This is a genomic window from Saccharopolyspora sp. NPDC049426 (assembly GCF_040676935.1).
GTDB lineage: Bacteria > Actinomycetota > Actinomycetes > Mycobacteriales > Pseudonocardiaceae > Saccharopolyspora.
The window spans coordinates 411,192-429,830 of record NZ_JBFAPZ010000004.1 but is presented as its reverse complement, the minus strand read 5'-3'; the positions used below and the strand labels follow the sequence as shown (position 1 = coordinate 429,830).

At 70.7% G+C, this 18,639-nt stretch carries 19 protein-coding genes; 10 read left to right on the top strand and 9 right to left on the bottom strand.

The features are described from left to right. The first annotated feature begins 88 nt into the window (after positions 1 to 88). Both AB0J78_RS11005 and AB0J78_RS11000 read left to right on the top strand, forming a co-directional pair. Positions 89 to 316, top strand: a complete 228-nt coding sequence (locus AB0J78_RS11005) for a hypothetical protein (protein WP_363788646.1) — start codon at positions 89 to 91, stop codon at positions 314 to 316. Between the two features lie 11 nt (positions 317 to 327). Further along, positions 328 to 1,257, top strand: a complete 930-nt coding sequence (locus AB0J78_RS11000) for an SDR family oxidoreductase (protein ID WP_363788644.1) — start codon at positions 328 to 330, stop codon at positions 1,255 to 1,257. Positions 1,258 to 1,363: 106 nt separating this feature from the next. Here the strand turns inward: AB0J78_RS11000 and AB0J78_RS10995 are convergent, their stop codons facing one another. After that, complete coding sequence (locus tag AB0J78_RS10995; RefSeq protein WP_363788643.1) at positions 1,364 to 2,125, bottom strand: TetR/AcrR family transcriptional regulator; 762 nt, start codon at positions 2,123 to 2,125, stop codon at positions 1,364 to 1,366. Positions 2,126 to 2,192: 67 nt separating this feature from the next. Between AB0J78_RS10995 and AB0J78_RS10990 the strand changes: the two genes are divergently transcribed. Then, complete coding sequence (locus AB0J78_RS10990) at positions 2,193 to 2,570, top strand: VOC family protein (protein WP_363788642.1); 378 nt, start codon at positions 2,193 to 2,195, stop codon at positions 2,568 to 2,570. Positions 2,571 to 2,584: 14 nt separating this feature from the next. On the opposite strand, the gene AB0J78_RS10985 is transcribed toward AB0J78_RS10990, so the two are convergent. Together AB0J78_RS10985 and AB0J78_RS10980 are read right to left on the bottom strand one after the other, a co-directional pair. Then, on the bottom strand, positions 2,585 to 3,925 hold the full coding sequence (locus AB0J78_RS10985) for an MFS transporter (protein WP_363788641.1): 1,341 nt from the start codon (positions 3,923 to 3,925) through the stop codon (positions 2,585 to 2,587). A 27-nt stretch (positions 3,926 to 3,952) separates the two neighbouring features. Next, the gene (locus tag AB0J78_RS10980) at positions 3,953 to 5,182 is read right to left on the bottom strand and encodes an FAD-dependent oxidoreductase (RefSeq protein WP_363788640.1); all 1,230 of its coding nucleotides are present in this window, start codon (positions 5,180 to 5,182) and stop codon (positions 3,953 to 3,955) included. 297 nt (positions 5,183 to 5,479) lie between these two features. On the opposite strand from AB0J78_RS10980, the gene AB0J78_RS10975 reads away from it, so the two are divergent. Then, positions 5,480 to 6,274 carry an SDR family oxidoreductase gene (locus AB0J78_RS10975; protein ID WP_363788638.1) on the top strand — a complete coding sequence of 265 codons (795 nt, stop codon included), beginning with the start codon at positions 5,480 to 5,482 and terminating at the stop codon, positions 6,272 to 6,274. A gap of 254 nt (positions 6,275 to 6,528) precedes the next feature. Here AB0J78_RS10975 and AB0J78_RS10970 read toward each other — a convergent pair whose 3' ends face one another. From AB0J78_RS10970 to AB0J78_RS10960, 3 genes are all read right to left on the bottom strand, one after another. After that, on the bottom strand, positions 6,529 to 7,296 hold the full coding sequence (locus tag AB0J78_RS10970; protein ID WP_363788636.1) for an IclR family transcriptional regulator: 768 nt from the start codon (positions 7,294 to 7,296) through the stop codon (positions 6,529 to 6,531). Beyond that, positions 7,296 to 8,531 (bottom strand): D-arabinono-1,4-lactone oxidase, encoded by a 1,236-nt coding sequence (locus tag AB0J78_RS10965; protein ID WP_363788635.1) that lies wholly within the window; start codon positions 8,529 to 8,531, stop codon positions 7,296 to 7,298. Before AB0J78_RS10965 ends, AB0J78_RS10970 begins: the two co-directional genes overlap by 1 nt. A gap of 69 nt (positions 8,532 to 8,600) precedes the next feature. After that, positions 8,601 to 9,152, bottom strand: coding sequence for an NADPH-dependent FMN reductase (locus tag AB0J78_RS10960; RefSeq protein WP_363788634.1), 552 nt, complete (start codon positions 9,150 to 9,152; stop codon positions 8,601 to 8,603). A 117-nt stretch (positions 9,153 to 9,269) separates the two neighbouring features. Between AB0J78_RS10960 and AB0J78_RS10955 the strand changes: the two genes are divergently transcribed. The 4 genes from AB0J78_RS10955 to AB0J78_RS10940 all read left to right on the top strand — a co-directional run bounded on the left by AB0J78_RS10955 (position 9,270) and on the right by AB0J78_RS10940 (position 12,920). Next, on the top strand, positions 9,270 to 9,926 hold the full coding sequence (locus AB0J78_RS10955; RefSeq protein WP_363788632.1) for a helix-turn-helix domain-containing protein: 657 nt from the start codon (positions 9,270 to 9,272) through the stop codon (positions 9,924 to 9,926). Between the two features lie 136 nt (positions 9,927 to 10,062). Next, positions 10,063 to 11,070, top strand: a complete 1,008-nt coding sequence (locus AB0J78_RS10950) for a TRAP transporter substrate-binding protein (RefSeq protein WP_363788631.1) — start codon at positions 10,063 to 10,065, stop codon at positions 11,068 to 11,070. A 9-nt stretch (positions 11,071 to 11,079) separates the two neighbouring features. Further along, positions 11,080 to 11,613: a TRAP transporter small permease gene (locus AB0J78_RS10945; RefSeq protein WP_363788629.1), complete on the top strand. Its 534-nt coding sequence runs from the start codon at positions 11,080 to 11,082 to the stop codon at positions 11,611 to 11,613. Further along, positions 11,610 to 12,920 (top strand): TRAP transporter large permease, encoded by a 1,311-nt coding sequence (locus AB0J78_RS10940; RefSeq protein ID WP_363788627.1) that lies wholly within the window; start codon positions 11,610 to 11,612, stop codon positions 12,918 to 12,920. The genes AB0J78_RS10945 and AB0J78_RS10940 overlap by 4 nt, the downstream gene beginning before the upstream one ends. A 139-nt stretch (positions 12,921 to 13,059) precedes the next feature. Here AB0J78_RS10940 and AB0J78_RS10935 read toward each other — a convergent pair whose 3' ends face one another. Then, the gene (locus AB0J78_RS10935) at positions 13,060 to 14,526 is read right to left on the bottom strand and encodes a CoA transferase (RefSeq protein ID WP_363788626.1); all 1,467 of its coding nucleotides are present in this window, start codon (positions 14,524 to 14,526) and stop codon (positions 13,060 to 13,062) included. 70 nt (positions 14,527 to 14,596) lie between these two features. Next, complete coding sequence (locus tag AB0J78_RS10930; protein ID WP_363788625.1) at positions 14,597 to 15,217, bottom strand: TetR/AcrR family transcriptional regulator; 621 nt, start codon at positions 15,215 to 15,217, stop codon at positions 14,597 to 14,599. Positions 15,218 to 15,299: 82 nt separating this feature from the next. Here AB0J78_RS10930 and AB0J78_RS10925 point away from each other — a divergent pair, with 82 nt between their 5' ends. Next, on the top strand, positions 15,300 to 16,112 hold the full coding sequence (locus AB0J78_RS10925) for an oxygenase MpaB family protein (protein ID WP_363788623.1): 813 nt from the start codon (positions 15,300 to 15,302) through the stop codon (positions 16,110 to 16,112). A gap of 63 nt (positions 16,113 to 16,175) precedes the next feature. Here the strand turns inward: AB0J78_RS10925 and AB0J78_RS10920 are convergent, their stop codons facing one another. Then, the gene (locus AB0J78_RS10920; RefSeq protein ID WP_363788621.1) at positions 16,176 to 16,961 is read right to left on the bottom strand and encodes a DUF1932 domain-containing protein; all 786 of its coding nucleotides are present in this window, start codon (positions 16,959 to 16,961) and stop codon (positions 16,176 to 16,178) included. A gap of 289 nt (positions 16,962 to 17,250) precedes the next feature. Here AB0J78_RS10920 and AB0J78_RS10915 point away from each other — a divergent pair, with 289 nt between their 5' ends. Next, positions 17,251 to 18,555: an MFS transporter gene (locus AB0J78_RS10915; RefSeq protein ID WP_363788619.1), complete on the top strand. Its 1,305-nt coding sequence runs from the start codon at positions 17,251 to 17,253 to the stop codon at positions 18,553 to 18,555. The last annotated feature ends 84 nt before the right edge of the window (positions 18,556 to 18,639 follow it).

Here is an 18,639-nt window from a genome sequence, read left to right as displayed (position 1 = left end):
CCGGCGTTCCGCGACGCGAAAAGCCCGTGGCAGCGGGAAACCGGCCGTCCGTACCGTGCGAAGCAGTCGCCGACCCCGGAGGTGTGGCGTGAGCATCGACGAATCCGCGCTGGCGCAGCTGCGCAGCACGCTCGCCGCCGACGACTACGACCTGGCCGTCATCGGCACGGGAACCGACGTGCGCGTCAGCATCACCGCCGGCCCCGCGGCCTGCGAGGACTGCCTGGTCCCCAAACCGCTCATGCGCGGTGTCCTGCACAAGGCCCTCGGCGTGCCCGAGGACGCCATCACCCTGATCTACCCCGGCGAGGATTAGAGGGAGCGCACGTGGAGATCTCGCTCGAAGGCAAGGTCGCGATCGTCACCGGCGCAGGACCCAACATCGGCAGCGGGATCGCACTCGCCCTGGCCAGGTACGGAGCGACGGTCGCGTGCAACGACGTCGACCCCGACGCGGCCGAGACCTGCGCGCGGCGCGTCGAGCGCAACGGCGGCACCGCCATCGCCATCCCCGGCGACGTCACCGACGAGGAGCAGGTCACCGGCTACGTCCGCGAGGTCGTCGAGCGGTTCGGCCACGTCGACATCCTCGTCAACAACGCCGCCGTGCTCGGCGGCCGGGGAGTGCTGGACGAGAGCGCCGAGTTCTTCCGCCGCGCGGTCGAGGTCGCCGCGCTCGGCAACTTCCTCAACACCAAGCACGTCGGCAGGCACATGGCCGAACGCGGCATCCGCGGGTCCATCGTGGCCATCTCCTCCTCCAACGGGTGGTCGGGCACCGCGGGTGTGATCGCCTACGCCTTCCACAAGGGCGGGGTGAACAACTTCGTCCGCGCCGCCGCCATGGACCTCGCGCCCTACGGCATCCGCGTCAACGGGTTCACCCCCACCGCGCCGACACCCGACAACCCGGCGCTCATCGCCGAGCGCGGTCCCGGTGGTGTGCTGGAACGCCCGCGCGCCAACGGGATCGGCGGCGACACCGGGGATGAGCCGTGGCGGCGCCCGTCGCGATGGACGGGGGAGCGGGCCCCGCTGGTCCCGATGGGCACCACGGGAACGCCCACCGACATCGGCCACGCCGTCGCCTGGCTGTGCTCGGACTACGCCCGCCTGATCACCGGATGCGATCTGGTCGTCGACGGCGGCGCGCGCGCCAAGAACTTCGCCTACGCCCCCGCGGCCCCGGCCGACACGGCGGGACCTCTCCCGCTGATCCCCCTGGACATCACCGGAGAACTCGACCGCGAGCTCTAGGAGCGGTAAGAACGCGGCGGAGCCGCTGTTTCCGGTGTGGGACTCAGCTCGCACCGCTCAGGTTCTGCTACTGGCACCGCCGTGCAAAGCAATCCCTGAACACCTCTTAGCCGTCGATCAGCACGGCGAGGCCGTCGAGGATGCGGTCCAGGCCGAACTCGTAGGCGTGGTCGGGGCTGTGGGCGGCCCGGTGCTCGGCACCGGCCGCTGCGCCGATGCGCGCGGCGTTGGGGTACTCCGCGGGATCGAAGACCTCCGCCAGCAGGGGTGCGCTGGTGCGCCACCACTGCTCGTCGGTGGTGGCGCTGTCGCGTTGCGCCGCTTCGGATTCCGCCGCCGCGAGGGCCGTGGAGCGGACGAAGTCGAGCACCAGCGTCAGCGCCGAGTCGATGGCGACGTCGTCCAGTCCCAGGTCGAGGAACGCGCCGAGCTCGTGCTCGTACTTGGTGATCAGCCCCGGACCCAGCGGCGGGCGGCTCGTCGAGACCCGCAACGCCCACGGGTGGAGCCGGTAGAGCTCGCGGTTGCGCGCGGCGACCTCGACGACCCGCTCCCGCCACGGCAGGTCCGCCAGGGGTTCTCGCGGGATCCGCTGGTAGATGCCGTCGAGCATGAGGTCCAGCAGCTCGGCCTTGCCGGGGACGTAGGTGTACACCGACATCGTCGACACGCCCAGCCGCTCGGCGACCCGGCGCATCGTCACCGCCGCCAGCCCGTCGGCGTCGGCGAGCTCGACCGCGGCGTCGACGACCCGGTCGACGCTCAGGCCCTTGCGCGGGCCGCGCTGCGGTGAGCGCTCGCCCAGCTCGTGCCGCCACAGCAGTTCCAGCGTCCGCCCGGGATCCCCGGCGCTGCTCCGCTCAACCACCGCACATCACCTCCGTACAGCGTACACTGTACTACGTACGGGAAAATCGAGCAGGAGGGGGTCGCTCATGCGGATCACGGCGACTGCGGTGTCGCTCAACGTCGAGGACGTGCCGGCGTCGAGCCGATTCCTGGTGGAGCACTTCGGATTCGCCGAGGTCATGGCCGCCGACGGCTTCGCCTCGCTGGCCAGGGAAGACGCCGGGGTCAACGTCGTGTTCCTGCGGCGCGGCCTGGCGTCGCTGCCCGAGGACCAGCGCGACGACCACATCGCCGGGATGATCCTGGCCTTCGAGGTAGACGACCTCGAAGGCGAGCTCGCTCGGTTGCAAGCCGAAGGCGTGGCGATCACCATGCCGCTCACGGTGGAGGAGTGGGGCGAGCGGGCGTTCCAGGTTCGCGACCCCAACGGCGTGATCGTCCAGCTCGTCGACTGGGAGGGCTGAGCGCGGACGCGGGCTCACGCCTCCGCGGCGGGAGCCCGCACCTCGGCCTCCGCGGTGGCCGGCGGGTTGGTCTCCGGCCCCCGGCGGACGGCGAAGAACATCAGGACACCGCCGATGAGCACCAGCACGATCGGCCCGTACTCGTAGGGCATCAGCGCGCTGAGCCCCAGCAGCCAGAAGGTGTAGAGACCGGGCAGGATCAGCCCGAACATGTAGCCGATCCCGTAGCCGCTGGCCCGCACGCTCGCCGGGAACCGCTCGTTGAGGTACACCAGGATCACGCCCAGCGGAGCCGACGGCGTCGCCTTGGCGATCACGCCGAGCAGCACGATGAACCACGCCGGAGCTCCGGCCGGAACCGCGACCGCCAGCAGCAGGAACGAACCCGAGACGGCCACGGTGATCACCAACGCCGCGCGCATCAGCAGCCTGCGTCGCCCGATGCGCTGTCCCAGCACCGCCATGCCCAGGATGGCCGCGATCGTCACCACCGACGAGACCATCTCCACCGTCGTCGTCAGCTGCGGGCTCACGTCCAGCACCTGCACCAGCAGCGTCGGCAGGAACGACACCGACATCTGCGCGGTGAACCAGTAGCCGCAGGTGAACAGGAAGACGCTGAAGATCAGGGCCCGGTGCGTGGTGAACAGCTCCACAACCGGCTGCTTGCGGCCGGACGCGCGCCGCTGCTCGTAAACCGACTCGTCCTCGACGACCTTGCGGTAGTGCATCAGGTACGCCACGCCGAGCGCGAACCCGACGATGAACGGGATGCGCCAGCCCCAGGTGAGGAACCCGTCGTGGCTGAAGGACTCCAGCAGCACGAAGATCAGCAGGTTCACGCAGAGCACCGAGGCGGGTGCGCCGATGCCGATGAGTCCACCGATCCGGCCGCGCCGCGCGGGTTTCGCCTGTTCCAGCGCGAGCGGGATGGGGGCCGAGTAGCCGCCCGCCAGGAAGACCCCGCCCACCAGGCGGAGGATCGCGAACAGGGTGATCGCGCCGTAGCCCATGAACTCGTAGCCGGGCAGCAGTCCCATCACGAGCGTGATGATCGTGAAGCCCCAGCCGCTGATCATGGTGACCCGCTTGCGGCCGATGCGGTCGGAGAGGTTGCCGAAGATGACGCTGCCGATCGGCCTGGCCAGCAGGCCGATGGTGAACAGCAGCGTCGTGAACGTCGCCCGCGCCTCCACCGGCAGACCCGGTGGCAGGAAGTAGCCCATGGCCGCCGGCAGCACGAACGCCGGCAGGTAGACGTCGAAGCTGTCGACGAACATCGAGATCGCGCCGCCGCGAGCGGATCTCCGCTCGTCGGCCTCGGTGATGGGCGTGCCGGAACCGGACAGCGTCATCGCCGACCTCCCGTGGTTGTGGTGTGCTCAGCCGTCCAGGTTCTCCGCCAGCCGTGCGGCCAGCGCTTCGTGATCGACCTCGTGCAGCGATCCCGTTCCGGCGAGGTCCAGCGCGTGCGCGGCGCCGGCCCCCATCGCCGCGCACGGCCCCATGACGCGGATGCTCGACAACGCGGCCGCGTCGCCGTCCGCGCACCGGCCCGCGACGACGAGGTTGTGCACGTCCGGTGGCAGCAACGACCGAAGCGGCACGTAGTGGACGTGGTCGGGGCCGAAGGGCTCCCACACGTAGCCCTCCGGGCGGTCGTGCAGCTCGATCGGCCAGGACGTGCGGGCCACCGAGTCCGGGAACCGGGTTCCCGCGCGGATCTCGTCCGCGGTGAGCTGGTGAACCGCCTTGATCCAGCGGGTCTGCCTGCGTCCCGGGAAGCCGTAGGTGCGCACCCGGGCCCGGCCGAACACCTGCGGGTACTCGTCGCGCAGGAACGCCACGACCCGGTCGGCCTGGGCCTTGCCGCGCAGTTGCGCGCGGGAGGCGTCGACCGGGTCCAGGGGCGCCTCGATGTGGGTCATGTTCAGCACCGCCGTGCCGCGCCCGGGGAAGAAGAACGCCAGGCCGTCGCGGCGGATCAGCCCGAACTCTTCGGCCCGCGCGGCCAGCCGCGCCGAGAGGTCGGCGGGTTCGGGGGCGCGGCCATCGCCGAGGTCCTCTACCACGACCTGCTGCGAGCCGTAGATCTCGCGTTCCGGCAGGTGGCAGGGGAGCCCGGCCTCCCACGCGAGGGAGGCGTCGCCCGAGGCGTCGACGAACCCGGACGCGGCGACCGACACCTCGCCGAACCGGGTGGCCAGCCGCAGGGAGTGGATCCGCTCGTCGCGCGACACCGAGGTCAGCGAGGCGTTGGTGATCACCTGGACGTCGTGGGCCAGCACCGCGTTCTCCACCCACCGCCCGAGCGCCACCTCGTCGTAGTTGACGGTGATGGTGTGCCGGTGGTTGAAGTGGAGGTCGTTGGTGCGGGCCAGATCCCGGAAGATGCCGTCGAAAATGCCGTGCGTCAGCTGGCGGTAGTCCGGTCCGTTGCCGAAAACCCCGCAGAACAGGCCGATCAGCGAGTTGACCATCTGGCCGCCGAGCACCGGAAGCGCGTCGACCAGCACGACGCGCTTCCCGAGCTTCGCGGCTTCGATCGCCGCCGACACCCCGGTGATCCCGGCGCCGAGGACGCACACGTCGGCGGCGACGTGATGGGCCACCGGTCCAGACGGTCTGGTGACCACCCGGACCGGAAGGTCCGACAACGGATGCGGCATGGATCACACCCTAGGGAGCTCCTCCCGCGACGCGGAAATAAACGACGACCGACCCGCCTCATCAACCGGGTCGATAGCCGCAGCTCACCCGCCGCGCGAACTCCCCACCGCACCGCGCAATTGGCCAACACCACGTCCGTCCCCCGGAAACCCCGCTGCTCCGAAGGTGGGGCTTTGGCCCCGGACGCGGGGGTCTGGTTGGCGGAGCGAGCAGCAGCGGGCCCGCATATCCTCGCGGGCATGCAGCTAGATCTTTCGGGACGCACCGCCTTGGTCACCGGTTCGACGCAGGGGATCGGGTACTCCATCGCGCAGGGACTGGCCCGAGCCGGAGCCCGGGTCGCGATCAACGGCCGCACCGCTGAGCGGGTCGACGAGGCCGTGCGGCAGATCCAGCAGGACGTGCCCGGCGCCGACGCTGTGGCGGCGGCCGCCGACGTCACCACCGAGGCCGGGACCGCTGAGCTGCTGAAGATCCTCCCGCGCGTGGACGTGCTGATCAACAACCTCGGTATCTTCGGCACCCAGCCGGCCATGGAGATCACCGACGAGGACTGGCGCCGCTACTTCGAGGTGAACGTGCTCGCCGCGCTGCGCCTCACCCGCTCGTACCTGCCGGGGATGACGGGGGAGGGCTGGGGTCGCATCCAGTACATCGCCAGCGATTCGGCCGTGGTCATCCCCGCCGAGATGATCCACTACGGCATGTCCAAGACCGCGCTGCTCGCCGCGTCCCGCGGCTTCGCCAAGGAAGCCGCCGGAACCGGGGTGACCGTGAACTCGGTGATCGCCGGGCCGACCCACACCGGTGGCGTGGAGAAGTTCGTCTACGAGCTGGTCGACTCCTCGCTGCCGTGGGACGAGGCGCAGCGGCGGTTCATGCGCGAGCACCGGCCGCAGTCGCTGCTGCAACGCCTCATCGAGCCGGAGGAGATCGCCAACATGGTCGTCTACCTCAGCTCCCCGCTGGCCTCGGCCACCACGGGTGCCGCGGTGCGCGTCGACGGCGGCTACGTGGATTCCATCCTGCCCTGATCTCGCAGGTGGGAGTGGTGGACCAACCAGTCCCACATCGGTGCCGCGGCGTCGAACTCGCGCTCGGCGCCGCAGCGGCAGACCGCGCGGATCCTGCCGCCCGGCAGCCACTCCACGCGGTTGGCCAGGGTCTCGCCGGTCGGGCAGAGGGTGTCGATGGCGAGCTCCTGTCGGGTCCGCGATCCGTTCGCGAAGGGCGTGGGAGCTCCACGGTAATCGCTGTTGATCTTGACAGTAAACGGCAGAACCGTGAATCAGGGTTCGCCGATCGCTCGCGAGATGGCGCGGGCGCCCGCGCGCACCAGCGCGCTGAGCGCGTGCGGGCCGGCGCTGCCGTGGCGCACGACCAGCGACACCGCGGCGACGACCTCGCCCCTCTGGTCGTGCACGGGCGCGGCCACCGACAGCGCGTCGTCGGTGACCTGGCGGTCGCTGACCGCGAAACCGCAGCTGCGCGCCTCGGCCAGCATCCGCCGCAACACCGCCGGGTCGGTGGCGGTCAGGTCGGTGAAGCGCGGGATCGGCCCGCCGAGCACCTCGTCCTGGACCTCGGTGGGTGCGTGCGCCAGCAGTACCAGCCCGACTCCCGTGGCCGTGAGCGCGAACCGCCCGCCCACGCGGGTGCGCACCGGGACCGCGCCGCTGCCCGCGATCCGCTCGACGAAGACGACCTCGGTGCCCTCGCGGACCGCCAGCTGCACGTTCTCCCGGGTCACCGCTGAGAGGTCTTCCATCGTCGGCAGCGCCCGCTCGCGCAGCCCCAGGCCGCGCGGTGCGAGCGCGCCCAGCTCCCACAACCGCAGACCCACCCGGTAGGCGCCGTCCTCGCCGCGTTCGAGCGCGCCCCAGTCGACCAGGTCGCCGAGCATCCGGTACGCCGTCGAGGGCGGAAGCCCGGCCAGGCGGGCCAGTTCGGTGAGCGTGAGCGCCGTGCGCTCCGGGGAGAACGCGTCGAGCAGGTGCAGCGTGCGGCGCACCACGGGACCGGTGGCGCCGGCCGGTTTGCCACGCCGCGCGGCCATCACAACCCGATCGTGCGGCTGAGGAAATCGTTGCCGAACTTGCCGTCGGGGTCGAAACGCCGTGCCAGCGAGCGGAAATCGGCCAGCTTCGGGTACAGCAGGTCCAGGTCCGCGGGTTCGGTGGTGAACAGCTTGCCCCAGTGCGGGCGCCCGCCGAAGGGCTCCAGCGCGGCCTCGACGTCGGGCAGCAGCCGCTCCACCGACGCCTGCGCGGGACGCCAGGTGAAGTGGAAGGCCACCGAATCGGAGCCGTGCGCGGGGCTCAGCCACAGGTCGTCGGCGGCGACGGTGCGGATCTCGCCGATGTGCAGCAGCGGAGCCATCTTGTCGGCCATCGGTCGCAATGCCGCCAGCGCCGCCGCGCCGTGCTCGGCGGGGACGAAGTACTCGCTCTGCAGCTCGTCGCCGTCGCTGGGCGTGACACCGGCCTTGAAGTGCGGCAACCGCTCGTGCCACGAGCCCGCGACGCCGAGCTGCTCGGTGAGGTTGTCGATCCCGATGCCGCGCAGCATGTGCGTGGGCGCCTCGGCCGGGCGGGCGCCGAAGAAGTCGGTCCGAGCGTCGTCTCCCACCCGGGCCTTGGCCCACACCTGGACGGTCTGGTCGAAGTCGGTGAACACGCTGACGCTGTAGGCGGCAGCGGTGATGGCGTCGAACTCGCCGAGCAGCGAGTCCCACTCCAGGCCCAGGTGCACCGTGGTGGCGACGTCGAAGGCCGGTTGGACGCGCAGGCCGATGCGGGTCACGACGCCCAGCGCGCCCAGGTGCACCACGGCACCGGCGAAGTCGGGGTCCTCGGGGCGCAGCCGCACCAGCTCGCCGTCGGCGCGCACGATGTCGAGGCCTGCCACCGCCGCGCTCAGCGAACCGTTGCGCACGCCGGAGCCGTGGGTGCCGGTGGCGGTCGCCCCGACGACGGTGATGTGCGGCAGCGACGCCATGTTGTGCAGCGCGCGGCCGGAAGCGGCCAGGTGCGCGGCGAGGTCGCCGTAGCGCATGCCGCCGGGAACCCACACGACGTCGCCGTCGATCTCGACGTCGTCGGGCAGGGCGTCCAGCGAGAGGTGGTCGGCGGTGGTGTCGGCGATGTCGTTGAAGCAGTGCCGCGAGCCGAGCGGTTTGATCCGCCCGGCCTCGGCGACGATCCGCCGCACCTCCTCCACGCTGCGCGGGCGGTGCGTCCGCTGCGCGCCGTAGGTGAGGTTCCCAGCCCAGTTCGTTCCACTACCAGCCACGGGGAAACGTTAACGCGGCGAACGCCGGTGGCGGTACGGACCGCGATCACCGCACCGCCGCCGGAGGGCTCATGCCGAGACGTTGGCGGTGAGCTTGGCGATCGCGGTCGTCAGCTGCTCGACGACCTCCGAGTCGTCGGCCGGGTGGGTCTCGGCGAAGCGGGTCATGGAGCCGGGGATGCTGAGCTTGACCTCGTCGACGATGGCCGCGCCCGCGATGCCGGCGGACTTGCGGGCCTCGTCCTGCGCCCAGACGCCGCCGTACTGGCCGAAGGCGGTGCCGATGACGGCCGTGGGCTTGCCGGACAAGGCGGCGGCGCCGAACGGGCGGGACAGCCAGTCGATGGCGTTCTTCAGCACGGCCGGGATCGTGCCGTTGTACTCGGGCGCGAACAGCAGGAACGCGTCGGCCGCGCCGGCGACGTCGCGCAGCCGGGTGGCGGCGGCGGGCACGTCGGCCTCGGTGTCGATGTCCTCGTTGTAGAAGGGCAGGTCGCCGAGGCCGTCGAAGATCTCGATCTCGACATCGCTGGGGGCGAGGCTGCGCGCGGCTTCGGCGAGCTGACGGTTGTGCGAACCGGAGCGGAGGCTGCCGACGAGCGCGAGGATCTTGACGGACATTGGTATCTCTCCAGGTGAGGAGTATGGTGGAAGTTATGCGGACCGTGGTCCGATTAACTTTGTACCACTGAAGCGGACCGTGGTCCAGTTCCCTGTGGGAGGCGTTACGCTGTGCGCATGAGTGCTGGCACTCCGCGGATCGGCCCGACCGGCGACACCCTGGCCGGGCCGGTGGAACTCGACCTCACGTCCGTCGACGGCGAACGCCGTCCGCGCGCCGACGCCGTGCGCAACCGGGCCAAGCTGCTCGACGCAGCCGCTCGCCTGATGGCCGACTGCGGCGCCGCGAACCTGACCATGGACGCCGTGGCGGCCGAAGCCGAGGTCGGCAAGGGCACCGTGTTCCGCCGCTTCGGCGACCGCAACGGCCTGCTGCTGGCCCTGCTCGACCACGAGGAGCAACGCCTCCAGGAGGCGTTCCTGTCCGGCCCACCACCGCTGGGCCCCGGTGCTCCGGCCATCGACCGGCTGCGCGCCTTCGGGCCCGCCGTGATGCGCCACGAGCTCGACAACCTGGAGCTCTACCTCGCCGCCGAGCCTCCCGCCGAACGCCGCTGCGTGGTGCCCGCGCGCGGACTCCGCCGGAGCCACTTGGCGATCCTGCTGCGCATGACCGAAGCCACGACCGACGTCGAGCTCGCCGCCGAAACCCTGCTGGCCTCCCTCGACACCCCGCTGGTGCACCACCTGGTCGAGCAGCGCGGCTTCAGCCTCGCGCGCCTCGAGTCCGGCTGGCAGGACCTGGTCACCAGGCTCGCGACGCCCTTGCCCTGATCTTCCGCTGAGCGGGAAGATCGATTTGGTGGAAACGCGTTCGCGGTGCGAACCTCCGGCGGCTCAAGCGTGAAGGGAGTTCGCCGGTGAACGACCCGGAGTTCGAAGTGCCGCCCCGGTTTTCGGGGAGGGCTGGATGAACGCCGTCCCGAGGCGGAGCTTCCTCGCCGCGGCCGGGCTGGGTGTTCTCGCCGGGGTCGCGGGCTGCGCACCCGGCGCGCACCGGCCGGTGGCCGCCACCTACCTGACCACGTCCTACGACGACCTCTACCCGGGCGTGGAGATGTTCCTCGGCAAGGCCCGCGAGCTCGGCGGGTTCGACTTCGACGTGTTCCCCTCCGGGCAGCTGCTCGGCGCCGAGGAACTCGTTCCCGGGATGCTGCACGGCGTCGCCGACGTGGTCGTGCAGACCAGCTCGTACGTGTCTTCCAGCTTCCCGATCCTCGGTTCGCTGGAACTTCCCTTCACCACCGAGGACTTCGACCGCTACCTGCGCGCCTGCGATCCCGACAGCGACATGTCGAAGCTGATCAACCAGAGGTTGACCGGCCAGAACATGCGGATGCTCGGCGGCATGGCCACCGGGTTCGAATACCTCTGGACCATCGACAAGCCCATCCGCACGCCCGAGGACGTGCGCGGGCTGAGGATGCGGGTCGCCGGTGAGATCGAGGGCGAGACCGTCAAGGCGCTCGGCGGAGCACCGGTCTTCCTCGGATCCGCCGAGCTCTACCAGGCGCTGGAACGCGGCACGATCGACGGGATGATGAGCTACCTCGGCACCGTGGTCTCCCGCGACCTGCAGGAAATCCTGCGCTACGGCACCGCCGCCCACTTCGGCGCGTACACCGTGGACGCCTACTGCCGCAACGACTGGTACGCCGGGCTCGCGCCGCAACAGCGCCACGCGCTCGACGAAGCCGGTCGGGTGCTCTTCCGCGACGGCACCGCGAAGCTCGTCGACGTCCACGAGCACGAGTACCTGCCCGCCGTGCGCGACGCCGGCGTCGAACTCATCGAGCTCGACGAGGTGCAGCTGCGGCCCTTCCGCGACGCCGTGTCGACCGTGCACGAACGCTGGCGCGACCTGCTGGGTGACCCTGCCGCCGCGCAGCGGGCGCTCCAGCTGATCCGCGACGCCTGAGGAGCGACGATGCTGAACCACCTCCGCCGCATCGTGCTGATCGGCACCCGGTCCATGGCGGTGCTGGCCATGATCACCATCGGGCTGATGATGCTGTCCATCAGCTACGACGTCATCGCCCGCTACGCCTTCCGCGCGCCCACCGACTGGGCCTACCCGCTCAACTCCAGCGCGGTGCTGGCCGTGACGGTGCTGGCCGTCCCGCACCTGTACGCCACCGGCCACCACATCTCGATGGACCTCGTGCACCGCTCGTTGCCCCCGGCGTTGCGCAAGGTCGCCGACGCGGTAACCGCGACCGCGACCGCCCTGCTCGGACTGGTGCTGGCCGTCACCGGCTTCCAGTCCATGGTCCTGTCCTACGGCTACGGGCTCACCGGTTCCGGCACGTTCAGCGTTCCACTGTGGATACCGGACCTGATCCTCGGTGCGGCCGGAGCGTTCCTGCTGATCGTGGCGCTGCTGTTCCCACCCCACGTCGAACCGGAGCTCGCCGCGACCGCAGCGGGCGCCGACACCGCACAGGACGGAGCGAACGCGTGATCCTCTCCCACGGGCTCATCGTGGTGCTGGCGGTCGTGCTGCTGCTGGTGCTGATCGCGGTGCGCGCACCGATCTTCATCGCCCTGTCAGTCTCCGGCATCGGCGGGCTGCTGTGCCTGTCCGGATTCGGCGGGCTGAAGCTGGTGCCGCTGGCCATGGGCGCCCAGCTGCAGGAGTACGCGCTGGTCGCGGCACCGCTGTACATCCTGCTCGGAGAAGCGCTCGCCGTCACCGGACTCGGGCGCGACCTGTTCGGAGCCGCGCACCGCTGGTTCACGCGCGTGCCGGGCGGGCTCGGCGCGTCGGCCGTCGCGTCCTCGACGCTGTTCGGCGCGATGTCCGGGGTCAGCATCTCCTCGGTGGCGCTCATCGGGCGGATGGCCGTGCCCGAAATGCTCTCGCGCGGCTACAAACCGGGTTTCGCCGCCGGTTCGGTGGCGGCCTCGGGCGCGCTGGCGATGCTCATCCCGCCGAGCCTGATGTTCATCCTCTACGCCTCGGTCACCGGCGAGAGCGTCGCCGAGCTGTTCGCCGGTGGCATCGTTCCCGGACTGCTGCTCGCGGTGCTGATGATCGGCTACGTCGTGGTGCGCGCCAAGCTCAGCCCCGACAGCGCGCCCCGCGACGGCGAGCGGTTCAGCTGGCGGGAGCGGTGGGCGGCCATCGGCAAGATCACGCCCGCGCTGGTGCTCATCGCGCTGGTGCTCGGCTCGATCTACACCGGGTTCGCCACGCCCACCGAGGCCGCGGCGATCGGCGCGCTGCTGGCGTTCGCGATGACCGGGCTGGTGTACCGGAAGCTGGGGTGGCAGAACCTCAAGCTCATCTTCGCCTCCACGGCCACCGTCTCGGCGGCGATGCTGGCCATCGTCGGCTCGGCGTTCGTGTTCACCCAGATGCTGGTCGTGGCGCGGGTTCCCGAGGCGCTCACCGACTTCGTGCTGGGCCTGGACGTGCACCCCTACGTGGTGCTGATCGGGATCATGCTGGTGCTGATCCTGCTGGGCTGCCTGGTGGACGCCGCGTCGCTGCTGCTGGTGGTGACGCCGATCCTGGTGCCGGCCATCGAGGAGCTCGGCTTCGACCCGCTGTGGTTCGGCGTGCTGCTGGTGGTGAACCTGGAGATGGCGGTGATCACCCCGCCGGTCGGGCTGAACCTCTACACGATGAAGTCGGTGGTCCCGGAACTCGACCTGGGCGACATCTTCCGGGGCATCGCCCCCTACCTGGTGATCGAGTTCGCCCTGATCGTGCTGATGATCACCGTGCCCGGAACCGCCACCTACCTGCCGAGCGTCATCACCTAGCCAGGGCCCCGCCGCCGCGGCCGTGGCCTTGCCGAAAGGCGGTTGTGGTCCGAACCGTCCATGACCGACGTCCTTTGTGCCCGGTCAATTCGGACCACAACCGCCCACGGCCCGGGAGGATCGCGACGGGTGCCCGAGTTCAGAGCCACTGCGGGCGGCTGGAGCCTCGGGGGAGGAGGACGTGGCGGTAGCGACCCGGGGTCGCCGTCATGCGGACCTGGTCCGTGACGCCCTGGTAGCGGCCGAGAGGGGTGTCCGCGGTGAAGGTTTCGGGATCCAGGTAGGCGTGCTGCTCGCCGCGCCCGGCGGTGTCGAAGGCGTAGGAGCGGTCGAAGATCCCGAGGCTCAGGATCCACAGGGCCGCGCGGGTCAGCGAGACGTGGACCCGCCAGCTGCCGCCCTCGGTGGCGCGCCGCGTCAGGGCCGCGGTGATCCCGGCGGTGAGCAGCCAGGACACGACGTAGTCGTTGACGACCAGGATCGGCGGGAGCATCGGCCGGGTGCCGTCGCCCTCCAGGTTCATCATCCCGACCAGGCTGCCCGCCGTCTGGTCGAAACCCACCCGGTCGGCCCACGGCCCCCGCTCTCCGTTGAGCGTGGCGGTCGCGTGCACGATGCCGGGCCGCAGCTCGGCGGCTTCGGCGGGCGACAGTCCGAGCTCGTCGAGGTGGCCCGGACGCCGGTTGGCGTAGAAGACGTCCGCGCCGGACAGCAGCTCGGCGACCCGGTGACGGTGCGCGCGGGGATCGATCGTCGCCGAGCGCACGCCCACGTTGGCGCTCATGTAGGCGCTCTCGTGCTCGAACTCGCCCGGCCGCCACAGGTTCAGCACGTCCGCGCCGTGCAGCGCGAGCGCGCGACCGCTCCCGGCCCCGGCGATGACGTGCCCCATGCCCAGCGCCCGGACGCCCGACAGCGGCTGCTCGACGCCCGGGGCCAGAGGCTCGGGCTCGGCGTCGCCGATGCGCTCGATCTCCACCAGTGGCATCGTGGCGAAGTGCTCGGTGTGCTGCGGTTCGGCGAGGACTTCCGCGGTGCTGCGCAGCATCGGCATCACGACACCGGCTTCGGCCCCGGCTTCTTCGAGATCGCGGGCGTTCCACCGGCGGATGGCCGCCGCCACCGCTTCGGAGTCCTCCGGCACGCCGAGCAGCCGCTGGGCACCTGCCTTGATCTTCGGGTACAGGTTGAGCGGCATCACCCAGCGGTCATCGGCGGTGGGGTAGAAGCGGAAACCGAAGGCCTGGTTGGAATCTCCGGCGCCGGGATAGCCGTTGAGCAACTCCCACCTGCGGTCGTAGAACGGGCACAACCGGTGCGGCGCGGTGCGCAGGTCGACCTCGATGTCCTGCCCTTCGCCGCCGCGCAGCCGCCACAACCGCGCGATCGCCGCGGACTTGGCCGCGAGCGTGATCGCCGCCGCTCCGCCCAGCCGGAGCGTGCTCGGCACGACCGGGTCGGCGCCCAGGAACCGCACCTGCCCGCCGGTGTCGGCCGGGCTCATCCCGATCCCTGCCAGGACCTCGGCGAACGCGGCGTGGGCGTCGAAGTCGTCGTCGGTGCGGGGCGCGGCCACGGCTGCGGCGATCCGGTCGGTCAGCGTCACGATTGGCTCCCGTCTGGGACGTGACCACCGCCGTGATCGGGTCGCCGCGGTGGTCAGCGGGGACTACCGGTTACTGCGGAAACTCGGAGGTGGCCAGGAAGATCTCGCCGCACCAGTCGACGATCTCGGATTCCGATGCGTTCAGCCCGCCGTCGAGCCACGCGGTGAGCGTCTGGGCGAGACCGCCGACCAGGAAGCTCGACAGCAGCTCCAGCCGGGCACCGCCCTGCACCCCGTAGACCTGACGTGCCTGCGTGCCCAGCAACTGCGTGAACAGCCGCGTCGACTCGGCCCGCCGGTGCGCCAGCGGCGTGCCGGCCAGGAACGGGGAGAACAGCAGTCGGCCGCGACGCGGATCGTCGACGATGAGCCGCACGATCGTGGTCAAGCCGGAGCGCACCTTGCTCTCGGGCTCCTCGACGACGGTCACCGCGTCGAGCGCGGTGGTGGCGATCTCGTTGACGACGTGGTCGTAGACGGCGGTGGCGAGCTCGTCTCGATCGGCGAAGCTCTCGTAGAAGTAGCGGTTGGCCAGTCCCGCCTGCCTGCAGACCCCGCGCACCGTCAGGCTCGGATCGCCGTCGGGGGAACCGAGGAGTTCCAGCCCGGCCTCGATGAACGAGGCGCGACGCTCGGCCTGGCGGTCCGAACCCGTCACGCCGCCGTAGACGCGCAGAGGAGTGGTGGCCACCGAACCATCTTGACATCTCGCACCGCGACTCGTCTCATGGATTTGACAACGACCGTTCCCAGATCTGGTCGGAGGTCGTGCGATGCGACGCGGCAGCGGCGTGGAGGACTCGGTCATGGGAGTCGGCCTGCTGGCCGGAGCGGCGAACGTGATCATGCAGCTCAGCCGTCCCGGCGTCGGGTACGGCGTGGTGGAGAGCCGGGTCGACAGCGGAAACCTGTTCAAGCGCCCGGTCAAGCGCACCCGCACCACGATCACCTACATCGCGGTGGCCACCCTCGGCACCGACGAGGAACGCCGGGCGTACCGGCGCGCGGTGAACGCGCAGCACGCCCAGGTCCGCTCCACAGAGCGGAGTCCGGTGTCCTACAACGCCTTCGACCCGGAGCTCCAGCTGTGGGTCGCGGCCTGCATGTACAAGGGGATCGAGGACGTCCACCGGCTGTTCCGCGACATCTCCGATCCCGCCGAGCTCGACGAGATCTACCGCTTCTCGGCTCCGCTGGGCACGACGCTGCAGGTGCGGGAGGACATGTGGCCCGCCGACCGCGCCGAGTTCGACCGGTACTGGAACGCCCAGCTCGACGAAGTCCACATCGACGACACCGTGCGGGAACTCCTGCACGACGTGGCCGCGCTGAAGTTCCTGCCGAAGCCGCTCAGCGCCGCGTTCGGCCCCTTGAACGTGTTCCTGACCACGGGCTTCCTGCCGCCGAGGTTCCGCGAGGAGATGCGCCTGCCCTGGACGTCCCGCGACCAGGCGCGCTTCGACCGGATCATCGAGGTCCTCTCCGCGGTGCTCGGCCGCTCCCCGCGCCCGCTGCGCCGCTTCCCGTTCAACCTCCTCCTGTGGGACCTGCGCGTGCGCATGCGACGCGGGATGCCGCTGGCCTAGGGGCTGTTGGGTGGAACCTTCGCTCGGCGGTGCGGGTGGCGGAAACCGAGCGCAGCCGTTTCGTCAACGGCGGGACGCGCCGAGGTCGGCGTGGAGGTCCCGACTGGCCGCGGCCATGGTGGGCGTGACGCCGAGGTCGGTGAGCATCTCGGTGGCCGCGGCCATCTCGTCGGTGCGCCGCACCGCGTGCTGGTAGGTGCCGGAGACGATGCGCTCCACAGTGGACTCACCGGCCGCGGTGAAGTCGGCGATGATGTTCTCCCGCAGCAGGTCCCCGAAACCGGCGGCCTCGGCGGCCTCCAGGGCCTCGACGATCGAGGCGGCCATGCCCTTGAAGTAGACGCTGCGCAACAACTTCCGGGTCGCCGCCAGCCCCGCCGGGCCGTCGAGCACCTCGACGTTCGCACCGAAGTCGCTCAGCAGCTCGGCCGTGCGCTGCGCGCCGGATCCGCTGACCAGCATCGGGACCTGGAGCCTCGGCCCGGGAACGGGCGCCATGATCGCCACATCGGCGAACCGCACCCCGTGCTGATCGGCGATCTCGGCCAGCCGCCGCTTCTTCTCCGGCGACGCCGTGTTGAGATCGGCCCACACCGAACCCGGCGGGAGCGAGCCGATTCCGGCCTCCATCGCCTCCACGGCCGCCGCCGAGCGGTTCACGCTGAGCACCAGATCCGCGCCGGTCGCCGCATCGGATTCGCTGGTGGCCGCGATGAGGTCCGGCCCGGCCGTCACCGCGGGGTCGTAGCCGCGCACCACCGCGCCCGCCGCCGCCAGATCGGCGCTGAACGCCCCGCCCGCTTCGCCCAGGCCCAGCACGCCGATCACGGTCCGCTCCGACTGCTCCATCCGGTGCCACCTCCAGTCGCTCCACCGTCGCATCCACCCCGAAAGTAGCCCGTCGGTCAGGCGGTGGCCGGTGAACTGTTCCCAGATTCACGCCCGTGCGGTCCGCATTGGACGTCGTGTCCGGTGCAGCGACATTTGACGTATTCGTCCCAGGTCCGGTGGCGCAGACCGGATGCGACACCGGACCCGCGTCCCGCGGAGGTGGAAGCACTTGGATGGCGGTAGCGGCCCGCCGCGGCCCGTGCCGGGCGCCCGTCGTGCCCATCCGCGTCCGAAGGAGTGCGCAGCCGTGGCAGAGTCAGGCAACAACGCAGGCCCGTCGAAACGAACGATCCTCACCGCGAGCCTCGTCGGCACGTCCATCGAGTGGTACGACTACTACATCTTCGGCACCGCGGCCGCGCTGGTGTTCGGGACGCTGTTCTACCCGCAGTTCTCCCCGGCCGCCGGAACCATCGCCGCGTTCGGGACCTTCGCCATGGGCTTCATCGCCCGTCCGCTGGGAGCGGCGCTGTTCGGCCACTTCGGCGACCGGCTCGGCCGGAAGTCGATGCTGGTCATCACCCTGGTCATCACCGGAGGCGCCACCTTCTGCATCGGGCTGCTGCCCACCTACGCCGCCATCGGCCTCGGCGCCCCGCTGCTGCTGGTCGGGCTGCGGCTGCTGCAAGGGCTCGCCGTCGGAGGCGAGTGGGGAGGCGCGGTGCTCATCGCCACCGAGCACGCCGAACCCCGCCAGCGCGCCTTCTACGGCAGCTTCGCCCAGTTCGGCGTCCCGATCGGCGTGCTGACCTCCAACCTCGCGTTCCTGGCCGTGTCCGGCATGCCCGACGACAGCTTCAACTCCTGGGGCTGGCGGATCCCGTTCCTGCTGAGCATCGTGCTGATCGTGGTGGGAGTCCTGGTGCGCGCCCGGCTCCAGGACACCCACGACTTCGCCAAGGTCAAGCAGCAGGAGGGCGTCAGCAAGATGCCCTTCGGCGAGCTGGTGCGCAAGGAACCCCGCAACCTCGTGCTGTCCTGCCTCGCCTCGATCGCCCCGCCGGCCACCGGCTACATGGTCATCGTCTACATGCTCAACTACGGCACCCAGGCCGCCGGGTTCAGCCGCCCGACCCTGCTGACCCTGATCCTGCTGTCGACGCTGGTGTGGATCGTGGCCATCGTGTTCGCCGCCGTGGCCGCCGACCGCTACGGCGCCAAGAAGGTCTACGTGCTGGGCGCGTTGACCGCAGTGATCTGGCCCTTCCCGATGTTCGCGCTGGTCGACACCGGGAACTGGGTCGCGGCCGGAGTCGCGTTCTTCGTCGCCGCGATCGTGCAGGGCATCATGTCCGGAGCGCAGGGCGGGCTGTTCACCGAGCTGTTCGACGCCCGCTTCCGCTACAGCGGCATCTCCATCGCCTACCAGATGGGCGGCATGATCGGCGGCGCCCTGACACCGATCGTCGCCACGTCCCTCTACGCCGCCACCGGATCATCCGGCCCGCTCGCGCTGTACCTGACGGCGCTGTGCGCGGTGACCCTCGTCACCGTCCTCGGCCTGCGGACCCGCACCGCCCTCACCGCCGTGAAACCCGCGCCGGCCGAGTGAAGCGGCCTTCCGCCTGGAAGACGCGTCCTTGCCTTCGCGCGTTCGGTGGGCCTTAGATTCAGGGTGGGCGACGGCGAGGAGGCT

Excerpts from the sequence above, each read along its gene's own strand:
- AB0J78_RS10960 (WP_363788634.1), bottom strand. The coding sequence starts at position 9,152 with ATGTCCGTCAAGATCCTCGCGCTCGTCGGCAGCCTCCGCTCCGGTTCG.
- AB0J78_RS10920 (WP_363788621.1), bottom strand. The coding sequence starts at position 16,961 with ATGGAGCAGTCGGAGCGGACCGTGATCGGCGTGCTGGGCCTGGGCGAA.
- AB0J78_RS10985 (WP_363788641.1), bottom strand. The coding sequence starts at position 3,925 with ATGACGCTGTCCGGTTCCGGCACGCCCATCACCGAGGCCGACGAGCGG.
- AB0J78_RS10975 (WP_363788638.1), top strand. The coding sequence starts at position 5,480 with ATGCAGCTAGATCTTTCGGGACGCACCGCCTTGGTCACCGGTTCGACG.
- AB0J78_RS10945 (WP_363788629.1), top strand. The coding sequence starts at position 11,080 with ATGCTGAACCACCTCCGCCGCATCGTGCTGATCGGCACCCGGTCCATG.
- AB0J78_RS10970 (WP_363788636.1), bottom strand. The coding sequence starts at position 7,296 with ATGGCCGCGCGGCGTGGCAAACCGGCCGGCGCCACCGGTCCCGTGGTG.
- AB0J78_RS10950 (WP_363788631.1), top strand. The coding sequence starts at position 10,063 with ATGAACGCCGTCCCGAGGCGGAGCTTCCTCGCCGCGGCCGGGCTGGGT.
- AB0J78_RS10990 (WP_363788642.1), top strand. The coding sequence starts at position 2,193 with ATGCGGATCACGGCGACTGCGGTGTCGCTCAACGTCGAGGACGTGCCG.
- AB0J78_RS10925 (WP_363788623.1), top strand. The coding sequence starts at position 15,300 with ATGCGACGCGGCAGCGGCGTGGAGGACTCGGTCATGGGAGTCGGCCTG.
- AB0J78_RS10955 (WP_363788632.1), top strand. The coding sequence starts at position 9,270 with ATGAGTGCTGGCACTCCGCGGATCGGCCCGACCGGCGACACCCTGGCC.